This window comes from Bradyrhizobium sp. USDA 3240 (genome assembly GCF_054063295.1).
This window is the reverse complement of the sequence record NZ_JBSSGD010000002.1, coordinates 5,559,444-5,580,072: the sequence shown is the minus strand read 5'-3', so window position 1 is coordinate 5,580,072 and position 20,629 is coordinate 5,559,444. Positions and strand designations below refer to the sequence as shown.

The window sequence follows — 20,629 nt, the reverse complement described above, 5'->3', positions numbered from 1 at the left end:
AGCTGAGAGACCGCCCGCACGAGTTGCGTTACGCATGATGCTTGGTCCTCAAGAGATTCAGTAAGCGACCAAGCTATACATAGCTCAGCAGTCCGCGTGCTAGATAAACGTAAGGGAACAAGGGACACGCTTTCACACGCAGATCGCAGGCTGCTCGCGCTGCTGTCCGAGAAGGCATGTTGTCCGCGCCATGCTGCGCAAACCACCTCAACGACCGATACAGCTGCGTCTGCGATGAGAATAGTGTAACTTCGAGAAGCTAGCTTGATGCTCATAGTCCATGCTCCTCATGCGCCGCAACGGAAATGATCGTAAGCAGCCTAAAGAGCGTAAGCGGGTGTTTACGTAAGAGTTCTGTGCTCGCCTTCGCGAACGCGTCACGGCCTCCCGCAGTGCGGCGAGCTGTCGGGATCGGCAGAGCGAACAGCTGCGTCGAACGCAGGCATGCATGATCTCCACACCGTGCCTCCGATGGCATGAAAAGATGCACGGAGGAGAGCCCCCCCGCGCAGACTTGGCCATCTCATAGAGGTCGCGCGAATTATGAGGAGCCAAGCCCAATTGGCTCTCAGCAACTCGCGGGCCATTCAAGATGCAAGAGAGGCGAAATAGTGCGCACCACCATGAAAAGCGTGCGGGCGGTGCTGACGACCGCCCGCACGAGTTACGGTGTGAGGACTTGGCCCTCAATCAATAAGCGACCAAGCCATACTTGGCTCAGCAATCAATGGGCCAGACGGCCACATTGCGCAGAGAGGCAAACGGCGCGCTTTCATACCTTGTGCAGACTAACTACTCGCGCGAGCGGTGCTTTCCGGACGACAATGTCACGAACCGGACGCAACTGAGCGACATCAGACGTGCCGCGTTAATGACGACGAGCGTGCGAAATAGTCGGACTGATCTCGTCATCGTGCACGATGAGAAGCTCGCCGGGCTTCACGCCAAGTCTTCGCAACTGCTCCTCTTCGATTGGGCAGTTGAGCATTGCGGCCTTTGCGCCGCATTCCGCGATGGTCATCCTCACCACTTCCGCCGGATCGGCGACGGCCCCCACGCAAGTTATGTGCCCGAATTCTTCGTCATCGTCGCCATCTTCCTTGCCGCTGTTACTATCCAACCATCCATCTTGTTGAGCTCCGTGGGCCCTGAGCTGCCGAACCTCTGAAGATCCCGAGGCATCGGACACCGCGGCTGAACACGAGGACGGCCACCTCATTGCATAAATATTACGACCGCGGCGATGGCGAGCGAGGTTAGTCCTATCAAAATGACGTATGCGATATACGGAAGGTCGCCACTGACCTGCTCCCCTGAAACGCCCCCGGTTTTGAGTTAGGGTTCTGTTCTCCACCGAGGAGACAGACGATGCGTAAAGGCAGGTTCACGGAAGAGCAGATCATCAAGGTCTTGAAGGAACACGCTGCCGGAATGTCGGCGAGCGATCTGTGCCGCAAGCACGGCATCAGCGATGCGACCTTCTACAAGTGGCGGTCGCGCTATGGCGGGATGGAGATCGACGACGGCCGCAAGCTGAAGGCCCTGGAAGAGGAGAACCGCAAGCTCAAGAAGCTGCTGGCGGAGTCGATGCTAGACGCATCGACACTGAAGGAGATGCTCGGAAAAAACTTCTGACGCCCAGCTTGCGGAGACGCGCTGTGACCTGGGCGATCGATGAGAAGGGCTACTCGCAGCGGCGGGCCTGCGGGCTGGTTGGCCTGCAACCGAAGACCTATCGCTATGCCCCGACGAGACCGGACGATGGTCCGTTGCGAGCCCGGCTGAAGGAATTGGCGTCGCAACGTCGCCGCTTCGGCTACCGTCGCCTGGGGCTGCTATTGGCTCGGCAAGGGGTCCGGATCAATCGGAAGAAGCTGTACCGGCTCTACAAGGAGGAGCGGCTGAGCGTGCGCAAGCGTGGTGGCCGCAAACGGGCACTGGGCACCCGGGCGCCGATGACGATCCCGCAGGATCAGAACCTGCGCTGGTCGCTCGACTTCGTGATGGACACGCTGGTCAGTGGCCGGCGCTTCCGTGTCCTGACCCTGGTCGACGACTTCACCCGGGAATGCCCGGGTCTGGTCGTCGACACCTCGCTCACCGCCCTGCGTGTGGTGCGTGAGCTTGGCCACATCATTGAAAGCCGGGGCTGCCCACGCATGATCGTGAGCGACAACGGCACCGAGTTCACTTCAAATGCGATCCTGGCCTGGCAGGAAGAACTCGGGATCGAGTGGCACTACATTGCGCCCGGCAAGCCGATGCAGAACGGCTTTGTCGAAAGCTTCAACGGCCGCCTGCGCGACGAGTGCCTGAACGAGCACCTGTTTGCCAATCTCAACGAGGCTCGCCGGATCATCGAAGAGTGGAGGATCGACTACAACACCAACCGACCGCACACGAGCCTCAACGGGCTCACACCGACCGAGTTTGCAACCCGCCCCAACAGGGGCCAAACCCAGAACAGACTCTCCTTATAAACGAGCAAATCGGGGAGCAGGTCACGCTCGGCGGGCGCGCTGCGGCTCGCGTTTAGGATTGATGCGCAATACTCTCCGCTACCTCTCGCCAGTCTGCGCACTCTGCGTCTGATCTTCCCCCGAGAAAGTGGACTGGTTTAAGCGGCTTTTAGCTCCATTTCGATCGGGGCGATATCCCACGGCGGAATGGAGCCTTGTTCGGTTGTAGAAGCCTTCGATGAAGGCGAAGATATCGCGCTGGGCCTCGGCGCGGGTCTTGTAGTTGCAATGATGAACGAGCTCAGTCTTCAAGGTATGGAAGAAGCTCTCCATCGGAGCATTGTCGTAGCAATCGGCCTTCGGCGTGCTCCCGGTCATAAGGCGTCAAGGTCTGATCGCTCGGGGCGATATCCCGTGGCGGTCTTTGCATGGGATGCAACTTCGGTTCGTCACAACCTAGAGCGTGATGACTTTAGTTTTGGCCATATCCGGCGTCGGCGAAGCAATTGGCACATTCGGCGGGTGACGAGCTATCGCTGAAAGTTGGTGACGGCGGGAATCGGGAAGGCGGCATATCGTGGGGGTGCTTGACGCCTCCACTTCTCCACCGAAGGAGCGATATGCCGTGTCCAAAGATAACATCATCAAGTTGATTCAGCCAGGAAACGTCGACGATCAACTCACCGAAATCTTGCGCAATGGGGCGCGTGCTCTGTTGGCCCAGGCGGTCGAGGCCGAGGTCGCGGACTTTCTCGGCAAGCATGCCGATTTGAGGACTGCGGACGGCCACCAGCGCTCGTGCGCCACGGTCACCTGCCGGAACGCGAGGTGATGACCGGTATCGGTCCGGTCGGCGTCCGCCAGCCGCGTGTACGCGATCGCGAGGCGGAGGCTACCGATCCCGACCGCATCCGGTTCTCTCCGTCGATCCTGCCGCCCTACATGCGCCGCTCGAAATCGATCGAGACGCTGCTGCCGATCCTTTACCTGAAGGGTATCTCCACCGGCGACTTCTCCGAGGCTCTGGCGGCGCTGCTCGGCAAGGATGCTGCCGGGTTGTCGGCATCCGCCATCGGCCGTCTGAAGGACGGTTGGCTTGACGAACACACCGCGTGGCAGAGGCGCGATCTGTCGGCGAAGCGCTACGTCTACATCTGGGCCGATGGCATCCATCTCCAAGCACGCCTCGAAGACGAAAAGCAGTGCATCCTGGTGCTGATCGGCGCGACGCCGGAAGGCCGCAAGGAACTGGTCGGCTTCACCGATGGCGCCCGCGAGAGCGCGCAGGACTGGCGCGATCTGCTGCTCGACCTGAAGCGGCGCGGGCTCGGCGTGCCGCCGCGGCTCACCATCGCCGACGGCGCGCTCGGGTTCTGGAAGGCCGCCGGCGAGGTCTGGCCGAAAACGCACGAGCAGCGCTGCTGGGTACACAAGACCGCCAACGTGATCGCCAAGTTGCCGAAGAGCCAGCAGCCTAAAGCCAAACGCGCGTTGCAGGAGAGCTGGATGGCCGAAACCAAGGCCGCCGCCGAGCTGGCGTTCGACGCCTTCATCGAGAGCTATACGCCCAAATACGAGAAGGCGGCCGACTGCCTGAGCAAGGATCGGGACACGCTACTGGCGTTCTACGACTTCCCGGCCGAACACTGGAAACACCTGCGGACCACCAATCCCATTGAAAGCACCTTCGCTACCGTGCGCCACCGCACGATCCGATCGAAGGGCTGCCTGTCCAACAGAACGGCGCTCGCGATGGTCTTCAAACTGCTTGAGGCCGCGCAGAAAAGCCGGCGTCGTCTCGATGGCCACAACCAGTTGCCAAAACTCGTTCTCGGTGTGACATTCAACGACGGGATCGAGCTCATCGCCAAACCGACTGACCGTCAGCCCATAACCGCCGCCGCCTGACCGGCCGCGCCGTCACCAAAATTTGGCGATAGCTCTTCTGTCCAGCACCGTCATCCAACTGCCGACATTGGTAGGTTGTCGCCCGCCTTCTCACATGAGAGACCTTCCATTGTGGCTCGACACGGTGCCGCGCCACTCTCTCTCTGGCTTTTACTGAAGCCTAGATTTGAGACGACGAGAAGCCGGACCACCCGGAGATTGACATGAAGAGCACAACTGCAGACGCGCCTAAGCGGCCATCGCGGCCCGATACAACTGACCTCCCCTTACCGGTACTGCCACCTCCCACTATTCAGGGAGAGAAGGGCCCCTTCCCTAACGACAGCAGTAACTTCGGCTACCTTTAAGATCATTCTTAACTCCGTTGCCGCCTCTCCCACGAGAGGCGGCAACGTTTAAGGAACAAATGCTCAAGGCCACTCTGAAAATAGCCGACTTGGAAAACTACGATCCTGTTGCCAAAGGCAGTTCGATACAGGTTGGTGAAAGCTACATCCGGCCGTTCCAACATAAGAGTCTTGAGAGTTCGTTAGTGAAGAACACTGAGCAATGGTTCTTCGTCATACGTGAGCGTCAAGTAGCGGCGGACGGGGCTGGCGTTCATTCGGTCGTAATAGCCCATGCGTCTATGGATCAGTTTCGTCAGCACTACCAGAAATGTATGCACTGGCCGCTCGATTTTATCGTGATCGAGGCGGCTCGACGGGGCCCTCGGTTGCGTGTACGAGCAGGCTATATAGCCAGCCTCCCAATTTACTTCCACGTGGAGGAGCGCACTCGTACGGTTACGCTCTCCTGGGATTTCATAGATCTCTTGGATAAATCGGGAACGATCGATACAGAAATCGTAGCCCATCATCTATCTATGAGAACGTTCTACTCTGCGCGACAGGCCCTCGTTGGCGTTAATCTGCTGACTGCTGGCGCCACCTTGTACGTCGACAGATCGCAAACGTCGTTTGAGTACGGCGCGACAACTTCATCAGCCCCTGAGCTCTCTGGACGAGAGGGGAGCAATTATGTCCTTGAGTTTTCTGATACTCTTCAGGCGGTTGTTCGTTCGCGGCCGACGGCCTTCTGCGCAAACGCTGTGGAGCTGAGCGGAGGAATGGACTCCGCTTCCGTCGCAGTTGCTGTTGGCGAGAGTGTAGCATCGCTAGCATGTGGCGGGATACTATTGGGCGACGGGAGTAGCCCCAAGCAGATTGACCGCCGAGCTAACATTTTGAGCGCACTGGATTGTCGCGATCACAAAGTTGACATGCACGCCCACATGCCGGCGATTGATCTAGATCTTGACCTGAAAGGACGCCTGCCACTCATTTCAGAGTATTACCTTGAGGCGTTCGGGTCACTCTGGGATCGGTTCCGAGGTGATGGCTGCGAAATAATCTGGACCGGCATAGGAGGAGACGAGCTTTGCGCTCGCTTCAGCAGCGACGAGGAGGAACCCAGATCTCCGTCTTCACCCGACCTGGATATCGCACTTGGGCTTGCAGAAGACCTATTGACGAAACGCGGGCTTGACGCCGCTCGTTCATCCTTCCTTTTTAGCGCCCCCATCAGCGCCACTCTATCCACAACTCTGCTCGCAAGTCTTTGTCATGCTCGCCCACTCGCGACGCGAGGACTTTGGCCCGTCCGCCCATTCGGCGATCCGAGATTGATCAATTTTGGAGCGAAGCTTCCGTTTGCACTTCGCTCGGGCAAGGAGCTCCTCCGTTCTTACTTGCGTGAGCGCTTGGGCTCTGACGTATTTCCACGCGGTTACGCAAAGGAGACTTTCGCGCTTGTACTGCCAAAGGCGATTGCGGCTCGTGCGGACATAATTTCATCACAGCTTGCTTCTTGCGCCTTGGCCGACTTCGGCTTGGTTTCGCAAGAGGCTGTCATGGCACTCTTGAACAGGGTGATAACAACACACGAATTTTCCGCAACGAGCACCTTGGCACGTTTTTTATGGGCAGAACGTTTCGTTCGGCAACTCTGTTGATTGCGCCATTATCAGCGAGGGGACATTCCCGGGCAAGGCACGGGTCATTGCAGCTACCGCTTCAGACCATTTTTCAAGGATAGCTATGTTGATCTCGGGGTCCAGACCGGCGGCGTCTTGCGCAAAATCTACGAGGTGAAGTCGAGTTGCGAGCGGCAGGCGCTCTACACGGCGATCGGGCAAGTCGTGGTTCACGACGATACCCGGAATGGCGATTGCAAGCGCCTAGGCCGCCTCTAATCGGCTCGCCAGATCGCTCGCGCCGATATCAGAGACATGAACGGAGGCAGCCTTCGCCGCCGCGCGTGAAGCCGGAATTCGACCACCCAACCTTGCCACGGCAGATCGGCTAAAGCGTCGCACGTAATGGCTGTGGACGCGACTCGTCTGGCAGACGCAACAGGGACACAGCAAGACCGCTGACTTCAGCGAGCCACGAGCGCCACCCTGTCGGTCCGGGGAAGGATCTGGACAATCGAAAGCTCGGGGGAAACCAGTGAGCGGAAGGCTTGGAGCAAGGCGAATCACGGGCGCCGACTGCGATTCCGACCTTATGCCCTTATTCGCACTGTCCGTGAATCCTGCACCCTGCTGTCGCGCGCCATGGAAAACTGCCCCCTCAGCGTCACGAGGAATTGCCCCCTCCTCGGATAGCTGAGGAGAGAGTGAATCAAGCGGGAACGAATCACTGAAGGCTCGCCGTGGAATGATCCCCGGGGGCAGGTGATGAAGACGCCGGATGACGTGGCGGAAATGATGCGCCTGAGAGCGTGCGGGTGGGGCGTGAAGCGGATTGCGCGGCAGCTTGGCTGCAGCCATCACACGGTGAAGGACTACGTGGCGGCGGGCGGGTTGAAGCCGTTCAAGTCGCCTGAGCGGCCGAAGCGTCTCGACGGCCTTGAGGGCTGGCTGCGCGAGAGGCTCATTCGGCATCGCGGCAATGCCGACGTGGTGCGCCAGGACCTGTTGGCCGAGAGAGGCGTGGCCGTCAGCCGGCGGACACTGCAACGCGCCGTGCAGCCCTATCGCCAGGCGCTGAAGGCGGAGGCGCTGGCGACGACGCGGTTTGAGACGCCGCCGGGCCGGCAGCTGCAGATCGACTTCGGGGAGCGTCTGGTCGAGATCGGAGGGGCGAAAGTCAAGGCATTCGTGTTCGTGGCAACGCTTGGACACTCGCGACGGCTCCATGCGCGTGCGTTCCGGGCCGAGAGGCAGGAGCATTGGTTCGCCGGGCTCGAGAGCACGTTCACGACCTTCAGCGGTGTGCCGGAGGAAGTGCTGATGGACAATCCACGCGCGCTTGTCGTGCGCCACGACGCGGTGAGCCGGTCGGTTCAGTTCAACGACAAGCTGATAGCCTTCGCAAAACATTGGGGCTTCCGTCCTCGCGCCTGCGCGCCATATCGGGCGCGCACGAAGGGCAAGACGGAGAACGGCGTCGGCTATGTGAAGAAGAACGCGATCGCCGGTCATTCCTTAGTTGGGAAGCATTCGAGGCGCATCTCGACAGGTGGGAGCGTGAGGTTGCGAACGTTCGTATCCACGGCACGACGGGCGAGGCGCCGATCATCCGCTTCGCGCGTGACGAAATACATCGGTTGAAGCCGCTCGGCGGGCAGCCGTCGTTCGGATCCTTGCGTGAACCGACCCGCGTCGTCGGCAATGATTGCGCCGTCGAGATTGATACGAACAGCTACTCGGTGCCGTGGCGCCTTATTGGCGAGCGCGTAGCGGTAACGATCGCAGCCGGCGAGGTGCGGATCCGCCATGGCGTGCACCAGGTCGCGGTTCACGAGAAATCGAAGGGGCGCAGGCTGCGGATCGTCGATCCGGTTCATCTCGACGGTGTTGCCGGGCGCAATGGCGCGGTCCGCCGGCCGGAGACTGCAGCGGCGGTGCCGGGATCGTCTCCACCGCATTCGTTGTTGCGTCCGCTTACCGAATATGAAGCCGTGATCGGGGGAAGCTTCTGATGACGCGCGCAAAGAAGGCAACCGAAGCACCGACCGATCCGCTCGATGCCATGCTGGCGCGATTGCAGCTCTCCGGCATCCGCGATCAGCTCGACAGCCTGCTCGACGAGGCGGCGCGCGCGAACCTGTCGGCGCGTGAGACGCTGATCTTGCTGTGCGAACGTGAGATCGCGCGCAAGGATCATCGCCGCATCGATATGGCGCTGAAGCTTGCACACTTCCCGGCCGTGAAGGAGCTCGCAAGCTTCGACTTCGAGGCGCAGCCCTCGATTGATCCCAAGCAGATCCGCGACCTGGCCGCATCACGTTGGATCGCTAACGGAGAGAACGTGCTGTTGCTCGGGCCGCCCGAGTCCGATTCATACTGCTCACCTCGCTATGCCGTTATAGTTCAAGCTCTCTTTGGCGCAGATCGTCGGACGGCGGCCGCCGGAAGCGTCGCGCCTGCGCGGCCTTCTTGACCTCGGGTTGCTCCAGATCAAGCGCTTTGATCACCCAAGGTGCGCCTTTGCACAGCTGGTGCGCAGGTAAGCTCTGCTCCGCGATCAGACGGTGAACCGTCGATGGGCTGACCTGCAAGGCTGCGGCGGCTTCATCCAGAGTGATTTCTCCTCTCTCCTTGCGTTCGCCCTCTCGGTAGGGCGCGATAGCCTGCTGGTTGCGCAAGTGGCAAACGCGGGCGCGGGTCCAATTGTTACCCCGCCCCGTCGACTTGCCGGCCCGGTTGAGGACTGCCGCGATCGTGTTGTCGGGCATCTGCCGTGCCAGAACACGCACGAGATCGATGGCATCCGCGGACGTCCTCCAGCGGTGTTGACCCGTACGGTTCTTCCTGGTCTTCAGTGCTGTATGATCGCCGCCCTGCCAGTGGATGACAAGCTCGATCGCCTCATCGTGGACGCGCACAACGATCTCGCGGATCACAGTTCGGATGATCCGCTTGCGCCTCGCAGGCGTCGCCCCAGGGCTGTTCCAGGCTCGCTCCAAATCGGAGCCAAGCGCGAGTAACCGCTCGCGATCCGCCTCGCTCAGAGTCGTCTCCGGCTTGGCTAAAAACGCCCCGCGCTCATCCTCGAGCGCGCGGACAGCCAGCAGGCGTTCATTCCAACGCCGCTCCAACTCGCCAGCTACCAAGCGATGGTCGGGATCGACGGCCTCATAGTGCCGACGAGCACGAGTGGCCTCATAGCGCGCTTGCTCCAGAGCCAGTTCAAGTTGGCGCAGCTTCTCGGCGTGCTCACGGCCGCGAGCCTCCATGGCAGCCAGCGCAGCCTTGACACCGAGCGGCTGCAAACGTGCGATGACTTCCGCGCTGATTGCGCGATCCACGCGCAGGCCGCCGAATGAGATGCACGGATCTCCGCCATGGTTGATCTGGCTACCGCGGCAATGATAACGCCCAACAGTGCCGTGCGTGCCACTGTAGGCAACGTGAAGTTTGCGACCGCAGTGACCGCAACGAAGGAGCCCTGCAAGAAGGGCCTCGCCGCAGCGGACCGAGCCACGACTCATGAAGCTCTTCCCATTGGCGTTATCGGTGATCAAGCGCTGATTCCTCTCGAACTCCGCCCACGTAATGTAGCCCTCATGGTGATCCTTGATCAAAACTTCCCAGTCGCTGCGCTCCCGCCGGAAGCCCCGCACGATCCTCTTGCGGCCGGCCTCGATCGTCACCCGACTGCCCGAGCGCCCGAAGGCGTAGGCGCCAGCATAGATGGGATTGGTAAGGATGTGATAGATCGTATTGTAGACTGGTAACTTCCACTCGACGTGGCGACCCTCGGGGCCATGGCTGACCGCGGGCAAAGTGATTCGTTCTTGCCGTAACCACAGGTGGACCTGGCGAAGTGTCTGCATCTCAGCAAACCTGGTGAACACGAGTGCGAGCGCCTCCTGAATGCGCCGATCAGGGTCCTTCTCGATCCGATCGTGGGAGACTTTGAGATAACCGATTGCAACGTTGAGGAAGAGCTCCCCCCTGCGGGCCTTCTGCTTCAAGGCTTCAAGCGAGCGCTGCCGAAAGATAGACAGCTCCATCTCGCTCATTGTGCCCTTCATGCCGAGCAGAAGGCGATCATTGGGGTGGCGCGGATCATAGACGCCGTCCTCATCGGCGATCAGTGTTCCGACGAGCCCGCAGAACTCCAGGAGCGTATGCCAATCCCTGCCGTTGCGGGCCAGCCGAGAGGCCTCAATCGAGACCACAGCGCCAACTCGCCCTTCGCAAATGGCGGCAAGCAGCTTCTCGAACCCGGGACGCGTGGTGCCGCCACCAGAGCGACCGAGATCATCGTCGATCACGACCACCTCGCTCCAGCCCAGCTGCCGCGCACGGTCGGCCAAGCCGTACTGGCGGCGCTGGCTCTCTCGGTTGTTGATAACCTGGTCGGCCGTCGACTGACGAACGTACACGACGGCCTGGCGAGCAAGGTGCTCAGGCGTGATCTTGCTCACCGCTGTCCTCCCGGTTCACGTCGTTTGCGTCGACCGCGCTGTCGGTGAGTGCTTCGGTCAGAAGCTCCTTCAACAGCTCCAACATTTGCTGGTGGGCTTCGATTGGAATGCTGCTGTATTTTGGAGGGCTCCCGAAAAGATCCCCCTGACGACGTGATGCGTCCGCCATGACCGCCTCCTCGCGATTGGGACGATTCCCTGGGAGAGGAGGCTAAGACCGCGTCGGCAAGAACGCGCGCCTCCAGCAGACGATCCACCGGAAGCCGCGGATCAGCCGTCAGTCGGAAGGAAGCGGCGGCGGGGGCCGTCATCCATGCCGGCAGAAGCGTTAACGTCGCATCAGGTTGTCTGATAACAAAATGCGTCTCACTCCCGAGCCGCTTGCGGGCGACAACGACGACTAACGCTCCACATCGCGGATGAAATGGGTAGAGGATCTCAACCTCAGATCCCAGACACCCGGCATTATGACGCTGGCCCGCCCGGAGTCGGCAAGACGCACCTGTCGATCGCGCTGGGCGAGAGGCGATCCTGGCCGGGTACACGGTGCAGTTCACCACGGCGACGACACTGGTCGCAGGCCTTGCCAAGGCGCATGGCGAACGGCGTCTGGATGAGAAACTGCTCGCGCTGTCGAAGCCAAAGCTGCTGATCGTCGACGAGCTCGGCTACCTGCCGCGGGAACCTGACGCGGCGCATCTGTTCTTCCAACTGGTCAGTCGGCGCTATGAAACTGGCGCCATGCTGATCACCTCGAACCGCAGTGTTGCCGAATGGGGCACCGTGTTCGCCGATCCCGTGGTCGCCACCGCGATCCTCGACCGGCTCTTGCACCACAGCGACGTGCTGACGATCCGCGGCGACAGCTACCGGCTCCGATCCAAGCGCAAGAGCGGCCTCATCAAGCCGCCCGCCGCTGACGGCCCTCCGGTCGGCTCCGCCTCCCTCCGTCCCGTCAGCGGCGGAGCCAACCTTCAACCGAGATCATAATCCCGATGGTGGAGGCAGTTCTTCATGACGCAAAGGGGGCAGTTCCGGATGGCGTTTGACACCTCGGGCGCATGCGGCGCGAGAACCTGCCAGATGTATGATCCTTGCGGCTGCTCCAATGCGCCGCTCTGGTGCTTCTCGAGAAACCAAGCGTACCACCGGCCTGCCAAGGCCAAGGCGTTGAGTTTCGTGAGTGGCTGGCCCTGGCCCTTTGCCGCCGCGCGGATGCGTTCGATCCGCGTTTCGACCTCTGCCAGCCATTGTCCATGGAGCGCTTTGGCCTGAGCCTTGGAGGTTCCTGCCGGGGTACGGAGGATTGCCTCGCGGCTGACGCCGTATAGCCGCTTGTACATCCTTCGGGATGGCCTTGCGAGTTTTCGTCGTACCTGTTGCTGAGAAATTTAGCGCAGCCATTCGGATGGGCATCTGTATCGCTCTTTGTATTGAAGAGCGAGCGAAATGGTCTGGCTGTTCAATTACTTGCTGCGGCAGAAGCACTTAGGGAGCGCTCTGGTACAGTTGGGTGGGCTCGAACCACCGACCTGTTCCACAGGAGCCGAGCTTATGGCCGCCATCGAACAGGGGCCCTACACGCGACCTGACCCTGTGGATGCTGGGACTACCGGGGGTAGATACGCGCAGCATATTGAGCTTCACGCCTTGCGACCGTACTAATTGTAGGCATGCGAATCGGGAGTTCCTGGAACCCGGCAGGCTCAGCACAAAGAACAAAAGGAATCTTTTGGGTTCGTTCTCATAGGGGCGTTCGTGACCAAAGACGGTCGTAAGTCGCGTGGTACGAAAGGTTCTGAAGTCAAAGTGTTACCCTGGCGGACCTTCAAGGACCGTCGGTCAGGTATCTGGATCGAGGAGACGGTGGCGCAGATCACGGAGACTGGCCAACCGGAGCTGATCGAGTCCCTGTATCGAAACAGCATCCCGAAGGATGCCAAGTTCAGGAAGCTCTGGCAGCTCATCACGGTCAATGGGACCAGGCGGCCGGACGGCGACCTCTGCCCCTGCCCGATGTGTGCACCAAACCGCTTTCTGACCGGCACTCTCGTCTGGTTTCCCGACCTCCAGTGCTGCGCCTTCATCGGCAACTGCTGCGCCGACGCCGACGTCTTGGCCGAGGCCGACAAGGGTATGGAAGTTCGAGGAGAAGAGGAAGTTCGAGGAGGACTACCTTCTCGCGAACCTGCCGCTGGTGGCTCCGAAGTTGGCCATCTTGGAGAAGCTGAAGCCGGTCGCCCTGGAGGCGACGCGGGCCTATCGGAAGTTTAGGACCAGCCTCCCCCAAGTCCATGAGCTGCTTCGCAGGATGAAGCATCCGCACGGCGGTCAGCGCACCCTGACCGAAATCATCCGCAACGAGTCGACCGAGGACGAGTCGGACTACTACGGACCCGCCGGCTCAAAGGGCGAGGCAAGGACGCGATCGAGACCCGGGACCATACCTTCGGTTCATTTACCGGCCACACCGCTGTCGTGAAGGACTATAACGCCATCAGGGATCTGGAGACGATCCACCGCAAGCTGGCGTCGGTTGCGCCAGATGGCTACGGCGACGAGGCTCTGTACTTCATCGCCGACATGTCAGTACAAGAGCGCAATGTCGCGGTCATCATTCTCCAGGACGTCGAGGAACTCCTCGCCGTATTCAGACACAAACTGAAGGATCTTGCCTCCTGCTACACCCGCGCAAACGCCGAGAACCTGAACCAGTTTTTCACGCACGAACTGAACAGCATCTACTACAAGGTGGAGCTGACCAGCGTCCGCAGTCGCCCGACCATGTGGTTCAAGAAGGGCGGCGGCTTCTCCGACCTCATCCTGGAGTCATGGGCCAAAAAGCTCGACTTCGAGTGGCCCAAGGCAGACTGACGACCACAAAGCAAAAGGCCCCGGGTGACCGGGGCCTAAAACTGGTGGGGTATCAGCTTGGTAACAGGTACTTCACGTAGCAAGAAGCTGGCGTGACAGCGCTCAACCCTTTCGGGTCCCCAGTGCCGTAAGTGCTGCTAAACCTTTTCGAACCGTCGAACGCATCGTGCTACGGATGTGATTGCGCGGTTTGCTGACGGGTGCTTTCATCTTCGGTTTCTCCACTTGGGCTTGGTTTTGGTGAACTTCGGCTTGAGCGGAGACCCTGAGCTGAGCGTCCCACGTCGCTTTCGGCGTCAGCGTGAATTACGAGTACCATCGCTGATCTCGAAATCCGCGTTTGTTTTACCGCATCGGCTTCAGGCGGCGCAACCCAGGAAGAGCCGCCGTGCCGACATAGTAAGCTGCAGCCACGGTGCAGGTTCTTCGGGCACCATTCCGCGGTCTGGGCCGGGGTTTAGCCTCTGCCCGCCTGCACTTAAGGACCTCCGCGAGTACCTCAATCGCTATGTCTACCTGCCGCGGCTAGAGAACCAGGAGGTTCTGGTCAAGGCCGTGCAGGCTGCCGTGGGCGGTACGCTTCCCGGTCCGTTTGCCTACGCTGAGCGATGGGACGAGAAGTTGGACACCTATCTAAGCCTTGCGATCGAGGGAGCCGTCAATGCGGCAACACTCTATTGAAGAGCATCATGATGTCGCCTTCTAGCGCTGGTGACCAAGCCGGATTCCAAGCTTGAGCGCCTTTTGGCGGAGTGAGCCTTCGGAGCGCTTTGTGAGCTTCGCAATTTTTGCAACCGGAGTCTTGGCTTTCGAATGAGCGCGCAGCTCCTTTACGTCAGCCTTTGTGTATTCGCGACGCAAAGGTTTCTTCTTCGTAGCCGTCTTCTTTGCCTTCTTCGCCACTTTTAGCTCCTCGATTCGAGAGCGGGCGTACTAGCACAGCCGCATTGAGGCGCAACTCTCCATCGGTTGACCCTATAGGCTGGTCCGATGCGTGAACTCGCTCATGATGTCAGGTTTGCTGGCGATTTGATGCCGGAGAGATTCGGCCCCTGCCCGAGGTTCAATCACGCATTGACGCGCTGCTAGCGGCGGGTATGACCACCATTGCTGCAGAATTCATCCGCGACGAGCGCGGCGTCCAGACGTTTCAAAAGGCCCCGGGCCGGGCGCTCGCGCGCCTTCACGCCGACTTTCGTCTTTTCTTTGCACACGGGGCCAAGTGAGCACGGGGACGGCGTGTTACGAACTTGCCAACAGCGCATCCGGTCTGTCCGATTTGTACGCTATAGCGCGCAGGAGTTAGTCGCGGCATCAGAGAGCCTTTTGTTTGGCACCGTAGGCGACATAGATCGACGCATCGGGCAATTGGGCTGCGCGCAGCTGGCGTCGAATCAAGTCAGCATGAACCTCATCAGCTACCACAAAAGCAATGCCTTCCTGGTAAGCCCGCGCCGACACCAAGGTCGCGCCATGGAAATTCCTATGCCGATCTCGCTCAGCGGGACTTGATCCGATTGTGGCGGAAATCATCGAAGCACACACAGAAACCATGATTGACAATGATAACAACAAGCGGCGCCGGCTCGTCGAGTTCAAGGATGGTTGCCGCTATGGCAAATTCGGAAAGACTAAGGCTTATGAGCTGATCGCCCACGAGAGGATCAGAGCGTACAAGATGGGAGGTAAGACCATGATCGATCTCGACAGCGTGGATGAATATCACGCTTCGCTGCCGAGGGTCGAAGCGAGAGCAAGCTAGACCGCCGATCTGCGCAGCGGAACGGCAGGCGCACCGTCGCGCAGGCTGTCGAGGCGATCAGTGCAACGCTGCATCAAACGCACGCGTCCGGCCCAATAGGCCGATTGGGTCGTCGATGCTCAGCATGAAGGCACCGCCGCCCGAGACGTTCAGATCGGGTCGCGACTTTGCGGCATGGCTCGGCCTGACACCCAAGGATCATTCAACTGGCGGCCGGCACAGACTCGGCGGCATCACAAAGGCTGGAGATTCTGTACTGCGATCGACGTTGATTGTCGGTGCTACCGCGCTGCTGAGGCATATCCGCAAGGGTCGTCATAAGCCCACACCATGGCTCGCCTCACTGTTGGAGCGAAAGCCGCCAAAGTTGGTTGCGGTGGCATTGGCCAACAAGTTTGCCCGCATCGCTTGGCGCTTGATGATATCGGGCGGCGTGTACAGCCAGCCGGTAGCAGCCATGCCGACTTGATCTGAAATCGGACCGCGAGCGAGGTTGCTCGGCGGATTGCCCACGAACTTGCAGGACGCAGTAGATGGAAGGACCGATCGGTCGATACGCGCGAGCTTCCGAAGATTACACTGGCACCAAAAATGTCGCCCATGTGCTTGGGGCGTGCGTAGCGAACACCATCTCGGCCAGCGGACTTTGTTCGCGCAAACAGGCCGGACATCTGATAGCAAGCGATCTGGTCAGAAGTCTGCTACAATCCTGACAAGTGGGGGGCCGTCCTCTCCGTTTTCGTCCACAAGGAGCACGCCCGCGGATTCCAGGGCCCGTCTCACCGCCAAACGCGTGTTCGGATCTCCCTGAAATTTCCTGGTTTCGAAGTTCGACAGCGTGTTGCGATGGATGCCGGCGGCCGAGGCGAGATCGTCCAGCGACCACTTCAGAAGTGCCCGCCCCATCCGGGATTGTTCAGGTCTCAGGCCCTTGCGAATCAGATCAGCACACACTTAATGTGTGTGATTATTATCGACACACAAAAAAAGAGTGCCAGCGCTCGGCCGTACGCCGAATTCGGCAAGCGGCTGGCGGAACTGCGCCAATTGGCTGGAATCGCGCAGCAGGCCGAGCTCGGGGCCTGATGCAGACCTCGCAGCAGACCGTCAGCCGCTGGGAGGCTGGCATCTCGCGGCCGCGCGCCAACGAAATTCCCCAGCTCGCCCGGGTGCTGCGGGTCTCCGCCGATAAGCTGCTCGCCGCCGCCGGCTACGCCCCAAGGGAAACGATCGTCTCATTTGATAAGCCATTTCCCGTCGGCGGACTGGCACCAGAAAGCTTCGAACGCTTTAGCCAGGCGCTTTTGGAGCAGCTTTATCCGACCGCACGCGTGCATGCGGTCGGAGGCCAGGGACATACGCAGCTGGGCTCGGACATTGACGTGACATTCGACGACGGCAAGTGTCACTCGTTCCAATGCAAGCGCGTCGGCCAGTTTGGTCCCAACGACGTCGACAAAGCTGTCGCCGCGTATGCGGGAGCGGCCACCCGGAAATTCATCCTGTTATCGCGGATCGCAAGCCCGCGCACGCGGGATGCGATCCGCGAGCATGCCGACTGGGAGCTTTGGGACAAGGAGGATCTGTCCCGGCGCGTGCGAAGCTTGTCGCGCGAGCAACAGGTTCGGCTCGTGATGACGTTCTTCCCCGAGCGCCGGTTCGCCCTTCTCGGCGATACCGCCGACGGACGCTGGCAGAGCAGCGATGAGTTCTTCGCGCCATACATGTCGGGCCATGGGGCCTTCAGTCACGATTGGCCGCTTGTCGGGAGAGCGACAGAACTGGCCGGGCTATCCGCCAAGCTCGAAGACGCCAACACCAAGGTGATCCTGCTGACCGGCGCCGGCGGCAGCGGAAAATCGCGCGTGCTCAAGGAAGCCATCGGGGAATATCAGGGGCGGCACAAGGACCGGACCATCCGCTTTCTCTCGCCGACCCAGGACGCGACCAGGCAGAGCCTGGACGAGCTCGGCAGCGGGGAGAAGCTTCTTGTCGTCGACGATGCGCATGATCGCAGCGACCTGCCGCTCCTGTTCCAGTACGCCGCAGCCCCTCAAAATCACGCGCGTCTGGTCCTGTCGCTGCGGCCCTATGGCCGCGATGCCGTCAAGGGCCAGGCCGCCAATTTTGCCCTCGCGGGAAAATTGGTCGCGGAAGTCGATCTCCCGGCCCTCAATCTCGCCCAGGCGACCGAACTCGCCCGGCAGGCCCTGGAGCGGTTTTCGGGACCGGTGGGCGAAGCCGAGACTATCGCGCGTTATACGCGTGACTGTTCACTCGCCACCGTGATCGGCGCTCAGGTCGTCGCGACGGATCGCCGTCATTTCGAGTTGGTCAAGAACGAGGAGGTTTTCCGGGCAACGCTGCTCGGGAAGTTTCAGGACGTGATTGCCGGTCGGGTCGGGAGCAAGAGCGAGACGGGGCTGGTCCGCAAAATCCTGCGCGTTCTGGCTTTGGTTCAGCCCTTCTACCCCGAGGACCAAACGATCACGGAGATCATCTCGGGCGTCGAGAGCATCGAACCACACGATGTGAGCCGGATCATTCGCGCCCTCACCGAGGCCGGAGTGCTGTTTCGCCGTGGCGGCCGGTATCGGCTCTCTCCGGACCTTCTGGCGGATTATCTGATCGAAAATGCATGCGTCGGCCCCGCCGGCATGTCGACCGGTTACGCGGAAAAGGTCTTCGCCATCGCCGGTGACCGGTACGTAGAGAACGTGCTGCTGAATCTGGGGAAGCTGGACTGGCGTCTTGCCAGCGGCGAGCCGCGCAACAGCCGCCTGCTGGACGGGGTGTGGGGCCAGCTTTCACCGTCGCGCGAATATGGCGATCCTCACATCAAAGCGGTGACGGCGGTCGCCTATTTCCAGCCGGAGCGAGCGTTGTCGTTCGCCGAAAAGCTGATCGGTCTTGGCCTTCACCTGCGTGAGTTGCCGCAACTCATCAAATACACCACCTTCAACTTCGCCTACATCAATCGCGCCTGCGAATGCCTGTGGGAGCTCGGCAAGACGGACACAAGAGAGCTCAATCCGAATCCCAGTCACGCGATCCGGATCCTGACCGAACTCTGCGCCGTGGAGCCGACGAAGCCTGTTCAATTCAACGAAGCCATCGTGGCGTTTGCGCTTTCGCTTTTTGATCGCGAGGATTCCTGGAAGCACCGCTACTCTCCGTTCGACATTCTCAAGGGCATGCTGCAGTCGGAGGGGCATACGACCCAGGCCAGCGGTCGACAGTTCCTGCTGAAGAAATTCGGCGTCAATCTGGACGCCGTCGGCAAGCTGCGCGCCAGGGTCGTAGATGCGACTGTCGCGACACTGTCCAATCAGAACACAAGGGCCGCCGTGCTCGCGGGCCGGTTGCTGGAAGAGGCATTGCGGGGCCCCATGGACCCTCGCCCCGAGGCCTTGCCGAAATGGGCCGCCGACTTCGCCCTGACCCTCAACAAGATCGCCGACCACATTGCGACGCATGATGTCGATCCGTTGGCGCTCATCGAGGTCGGCGGTGCCGTCTGGTGGCAAGCCCATCATGGTTTCCCGGAGACTCGGGCCATTGCGCAGCGCATTTTGAACTTCCTGCCGCAATCGCTGGAATTTCGCACGCTACGCGCCCTCGTCGATGGACATGGCACGGCCATCAAGCTGCACGCGGACTATCGCGAGCACCGCAAGAGATGGGACGGTTATCTCCTCGACCTAGTGACCGATCTCGTGAAAGCCTATCCGGATGGCGAAACGCTGCGCGGCTTTGTTGCGGCGGATATGAACCATATCAACGCCAATTATCCGGATGCCGGTTCGTCCGGGCATCTCCTTTTTTCGCGATTGATCAGCGGTTCGCTCGCCCTCGCCAGGGCAATGCTTGAAGATGCGCTCGCCCATCCCGATTCATCGACCAGGCCATTCGTCGCGACCGCCCTTGCCAAGGTTGCGCAGCATGACCGGGACGAATGCCTCGCGTGGATGAAGCGCTTCGGCCGGTCCGGTGCTGCGGACCTGCGCGCGGCCGTGGGGCTGGCGTTCAGCTACTTTGGCAATGACCAGCTTCCATTGCCGCCTGAAGAGGTCGAGCTCCTGAGGGAACAGCTGCGCTCCCGCGACGAATGGGTCGCGCACTCCGCCGTTCTGGGAGTGCGGTCGATCACCAGAGGCGATTGGAGGCTTGCCATCGACCTCTTGCGGGACGTGGACCTCGCAATATCACCGAAGCTCGCCGACGAAGTGTTCGTGAGTTTCACCGCCGATAACGGTGATTTTTTGGCCGTCCTGACCGGCGAAGATGTTGATGCGTTCCTGAGCTCTCTGATGGGCCTTCCCCAGTTGGATGGCTGGTGGACGGAAACGTTCCTGGCTGCGATTTCAGAAGAACACGCAGGCCGCTTGGCCGCCTTCTTCATGGCCCGTGTCGATCAGGCGGCAACCGCCGGCGACTGGCGTTATCGCCCCTGCAACTACGGCCCGCACGGGCATGTCCCGCTTCGGTTCAGGTCATCACCAGATTGCGGAGCGGTGCTCCGCCAGGTGTCGGACTGGATGAAGACCCGGAACGATCTCCTGTTCCGGGAGCGGAGCGCGGAACTGTTCGACACGATGTTCAAGCCGTTCGACGAGACCCTTGTCGCAAATCTTCGGGAATGGGCCGAGACCGCGACGGAAGAAGACATCAAGGCGATCGCGAAGATTCTGGGCGAGGCGCCCCCTGAGTTTGTTTTCACGCATCGCGATTTCGTCGTTCGCTTCGTCGAGCTGGCCCGGCAGTTCGGCGAACGTGCTCTCGAAGAAGCGATCAGCAACCTTTTCCGATCGGCGATAAGTGGCGTGCGGTCTGGCACGCCCGGTGAACCGACTCCGGATGATCTCGCAACACGGGCACAGGCAGAAAAAGCGGTTGCCGAACTTCCCCGGTTTTCGCCTGCATTTGCCCTGTATGACCGCATCCAGCGGCACGCATCCTGGAGCATCGACATATCCATACGCGACGGCGAAGCCTTCGAGGAATGACCATGAAGCCGGAGCCGGGAAAGCAAGACGATTGGATTAAACTAAGTCTCGCTCGCTGGGCGGCCGTTAGAGCGCAGGGACCATTCGCCATCCGGGCCGCAGTCCTTTTGGTGCTTTGGCTGACCGCTCTCACCTTCGCGTATGTCATCTAGCGCAGGTAGTTTGCGCTCACGAGTACGCGATCGGTCGGTTGTTCCTGA

Annotated in this window: 12 protein-coding genes and 6 pseudogenes; 13 read left to right on the top strand and 5 right to left on the bottom strand. The window is 60.5% G+C overall.

Annotated features, from left to right (window positions below; translation table 11 throughout):
- Positions 1 to 712: 712 nt before the first annotated feature.
- The gene (locus ACVIGA_RS26990) at positions 713 to 1,168 is read left to right on the top strand and encodes a hypothetical protein (protein ID WP_166104051.1); all 456 of its coding nucleotides are present in this window, start codon (positions 713 to 715) and stop codon (positions 1,166 to 1,168) included.
- A 200-nt stretch (positions 1,169 to 1,368) separates the two neighbouring features.
- Positions 1,369 to 2,480, top strand: a protein-coding gene (locus tag ACVIGA_RS26985; RefSeq protein ID WP_456668636.1) for an IS3 family transposase whose coding sequence is annotated in 2 segments (ribosomal slippage) — positions 1,369 to 1,624 and positions 1,624 to 2,480 — 1,113 coding nt in all. Because the reading frame shifts where the segments join, the coding sequence is not laid out codon by codon here.
- A gap of 78 nt (positions 2,481 to 2,558) precedes the next feature.
- Here the strand turns inward: ACVIGA_RS26985 and ACVIGA_RS26980 are convergent.
- Positions 2,559 to 2,819 (bottom strand): annotated as a pseudogene (locus tag ACVIGA_RS26980) (IS3 family transposase); the annotation flags it as partial.
- A gap of 265 nt (positions 2,820 to 3,084) precedes the next feature.
- Here ACVIGA_RS26980 and ACVIGA_RS26975 point away from each other — a divergent pair.
- The 4 genes and pseudogenes from ACVIGA_RS26975 to ACVIGA_RS26960 form a co-directional block, all read left to right on the top strand.
- Positions 3,085 to 4,367: pseudogene (locus ACVIGA_RS26975) on the top strand (IS256 family transposase).
- Positions 4,368 to 4,773: 406 nt separating this feature from the next.
- A complete protein-coding gene (locus ACVIGA_RS26970; protein WP_456668635.1) occupies positions 4,774 to 6,360 on the top strand; it encodes a hypothetical protein in 1,587 nt (528 codons plus the stop codon).
- 726 nt (positions 6,361 to 7,086) lie between these two features.
- Positions 7,087 to 8,333 (top strand): annotated as a pseudogene (gene istA / locus ACVIGA_RS26965) (IS21 family transposase).
- Positions 8,333 to 8,683 (top strand): annotated as a pseudogene (locus tag ACVIGA_RS26960) (ATP-binding protein); the annotation flags it as partial. The pseudogenes istA and ACVIGA_RS26960, both read left to right, overlap by 1 nt.
- 34 nt (positions 8,684 to 8,717) lie before the next feature.
- Here ACVIGA_RS26960 and ACVIGA_RS26955 read toward each other — a convergent pair.
- Positions 8,718 to 10,787, bottom strand: coding sequence for a recombinase family protein (locus ACVIGA_RS26955; protein ID WP_456668634.1), 2,070 nt, complete (start codon positions 10,785 to 10,787; stop codon positions 8,718 to 8,720).
- A complete protein-coding gene (locus tag ACVIGA_RS26950) occupies positions 10,768 to 10,956 on the bottom strand; it encodes a hypothetical protein (protein WP_207835012.1) in 189 nt (62 codons plus the stop codon). Before ACVIGA_RS26950 ends, ACVIGA_RS26955 begins: the two co-directional genes overlap by 20 nt.
- A gap of 306 nt (positions 10,957 to 11,262) precedes the next feature.
- Here ACVIGA_RS26950 and ACVIGA_RS26945 point away from each other — a divergent pair.
- Positions 11,263 to 11,777 (top strand): annotated as a pseudogene (locus ACVIGA_RS26945) (ATP-binding protein); the annotation flags it as partial.
- Here ACVIGA_RS26945 and ACVIGA_RS26940 read toward each other — a convergent pair.
- Positions 11,762 to 12,130: a hypothetical protein gene (locus tag ACVIGA_RS26940; RefSeq protein WP_456668633.1), complete on the bottom strand. Its 369-nt coding sequence runs from the start codon at positions 12,128 to 12,130 to the stop codon at positions 11,762 to 11,764. The pseudogene ACVIGA_RS26945 and the gene ACVIGA_RS26940 overlap by 16 nt on opposite strands.
- A 415-nt stretch (positions 12,131 to 12,545) precedes the next feature.
- On the opposite strand from ACVIGA_RS26940, the gene ACVIGA_RS26935 reads away from it, so the two are divergent.
- Positions 12,546 to 13,061, top strand: a complete 516-nt coding sequence (locus ACVIGA_RS26935; RefSeq protein WP_166104314.1) for a hypothetical protein — start codon at positions 12,546 to 12,548, stop codon at positions 13,059 to 13,061.
- A gap of 204 nt (positions 13,062 to 13,265) precedes the next feature.
- Positions 13,266 to 13,661: a hypothetical protein gene (locus ACVIGA_RS26930; RefSeq protein ID WP_173643861.1), complete on the top strand. Its 396-nt coding sequence runs from the start codon at positions 13,266 to 13,268 to the stop codon at positions 13,659 to 13,661.
- Between the two features lie 702 nt (positions 13,662 to 14,363).
- On the opposite strand, the gene ACVIGA_RS26925 is transcribed toward ACVIGA_RS26930, so the two are convergent.
- Positions 14,364 to 14,564 carry a hypothetical protein gene (locus ACVIGA_RS26925; protein WP_456668632.1) on the bottom strand — a complete coding sequence of 67 codons (201 nt, stop codon included), beginning with the start codon at positions 14,562 to 14,564 and terminating at the stop codon, positions 14,364 to 14,366.
- A 194-nt stretch (positions 14,565 to 14,758) separates the two neighbouring features.
- On the opposite strand from ACVIGA_RS26925, the gene ACVIGA_RS26920 reads away from it, so the two are divergent.
- From ACVIGA_RS26920 to ACVIGA_RS26905, 4 genes and pseudogenes are all read left to right on the top strand, one after another.
- On the top strand, positions 14,759 to 14,887 hold the full coding sequence (locus ACVIGA_RS26920; RefSeq protein WP_456668631.1) for a hypothetical protein: 129 nt from the start codon (positions 14,759 to 14,761) through the stop codon (positions 14,885 to 14,887).
- A 293-nt stretch (positions 14,888 to 15,180) separates the two neighbouring features.
- Complete coding sequence (locus ACVIGA_RS26915) at positions 15,181 to 15,423, top strand: MerR family transcriptional regulator (protein ID WP_224580947.1); 243 nt, start codon at positions 15,181 to 15,183, stop codon at positions 15,421 to 15,423.
- 49 nt (positions 15,424 to 15,472) lie between these two features.
- Positions 15,473 to 15,892 (top strand): annotated as a pseudogene (locus ACVIGA_RS26910) (transposase); the annotation flags it as partial.
- A 616-nt stretch (positions 15,893 to 16,508) separates the two neighbouring features.
- The gene (locus ACVIGA_RS26905; RefSeq protein WP_456668630.1) at positions 16,509 to 20,429 is read left to right on the top strand and encodes a P-loop NTPase; all 3,921 of its coding nucleotides are present in this window, start codon (positions 16,509 to 16,511) and stop codon (positions 20,427 to 20,429) included.
- Positions 20,430 to 20,629: the final 200 nt, after the last annotated feature.

What these genes read in the sequence shown, in the direction of transcription:
- ACVIGA_RS26950 (WP_207835012.1), bottom strand. Translation starts at nt 10,956, where the DNA reads ATGGCGGACGCATCACGTCGTCAGGGGGATCTTTTCGGGAGCCCTCCA.
- ACVIGA_RS26905 (WP_456668630.1), top strand. Translation starts at nt 16,509, where the DNA reads ATGCAGACCTCGCAGCAGACCGTCAGCCGCTGGGAGGCTGGCATCTCG.
- ACVIGA_RS26970 (WP_456668635.1), top strand. Translation starts at nt 4,774, where the DNA reads ATGCTCAAGGCCACTCTGAAAATAGCCGACTTGGAAAACTACGATCCT.
- ACVIGA_RS26920 (WP_456668631.1), top strand. Translation starts at nt 14,759, where the DNA reads ATGACCACCATTGCTGCAGAATTCATCCGCGACGAGCGCGGCGTCCAG.
- ACVIGA_RS26940 (WP_456668633.1), bottom strand. Translation starts at nt 12,130, where the DNA reads ATGTACAAGCGGCTATACGGCGTCAGCCGCGAGGCAATCCTCCGTACC.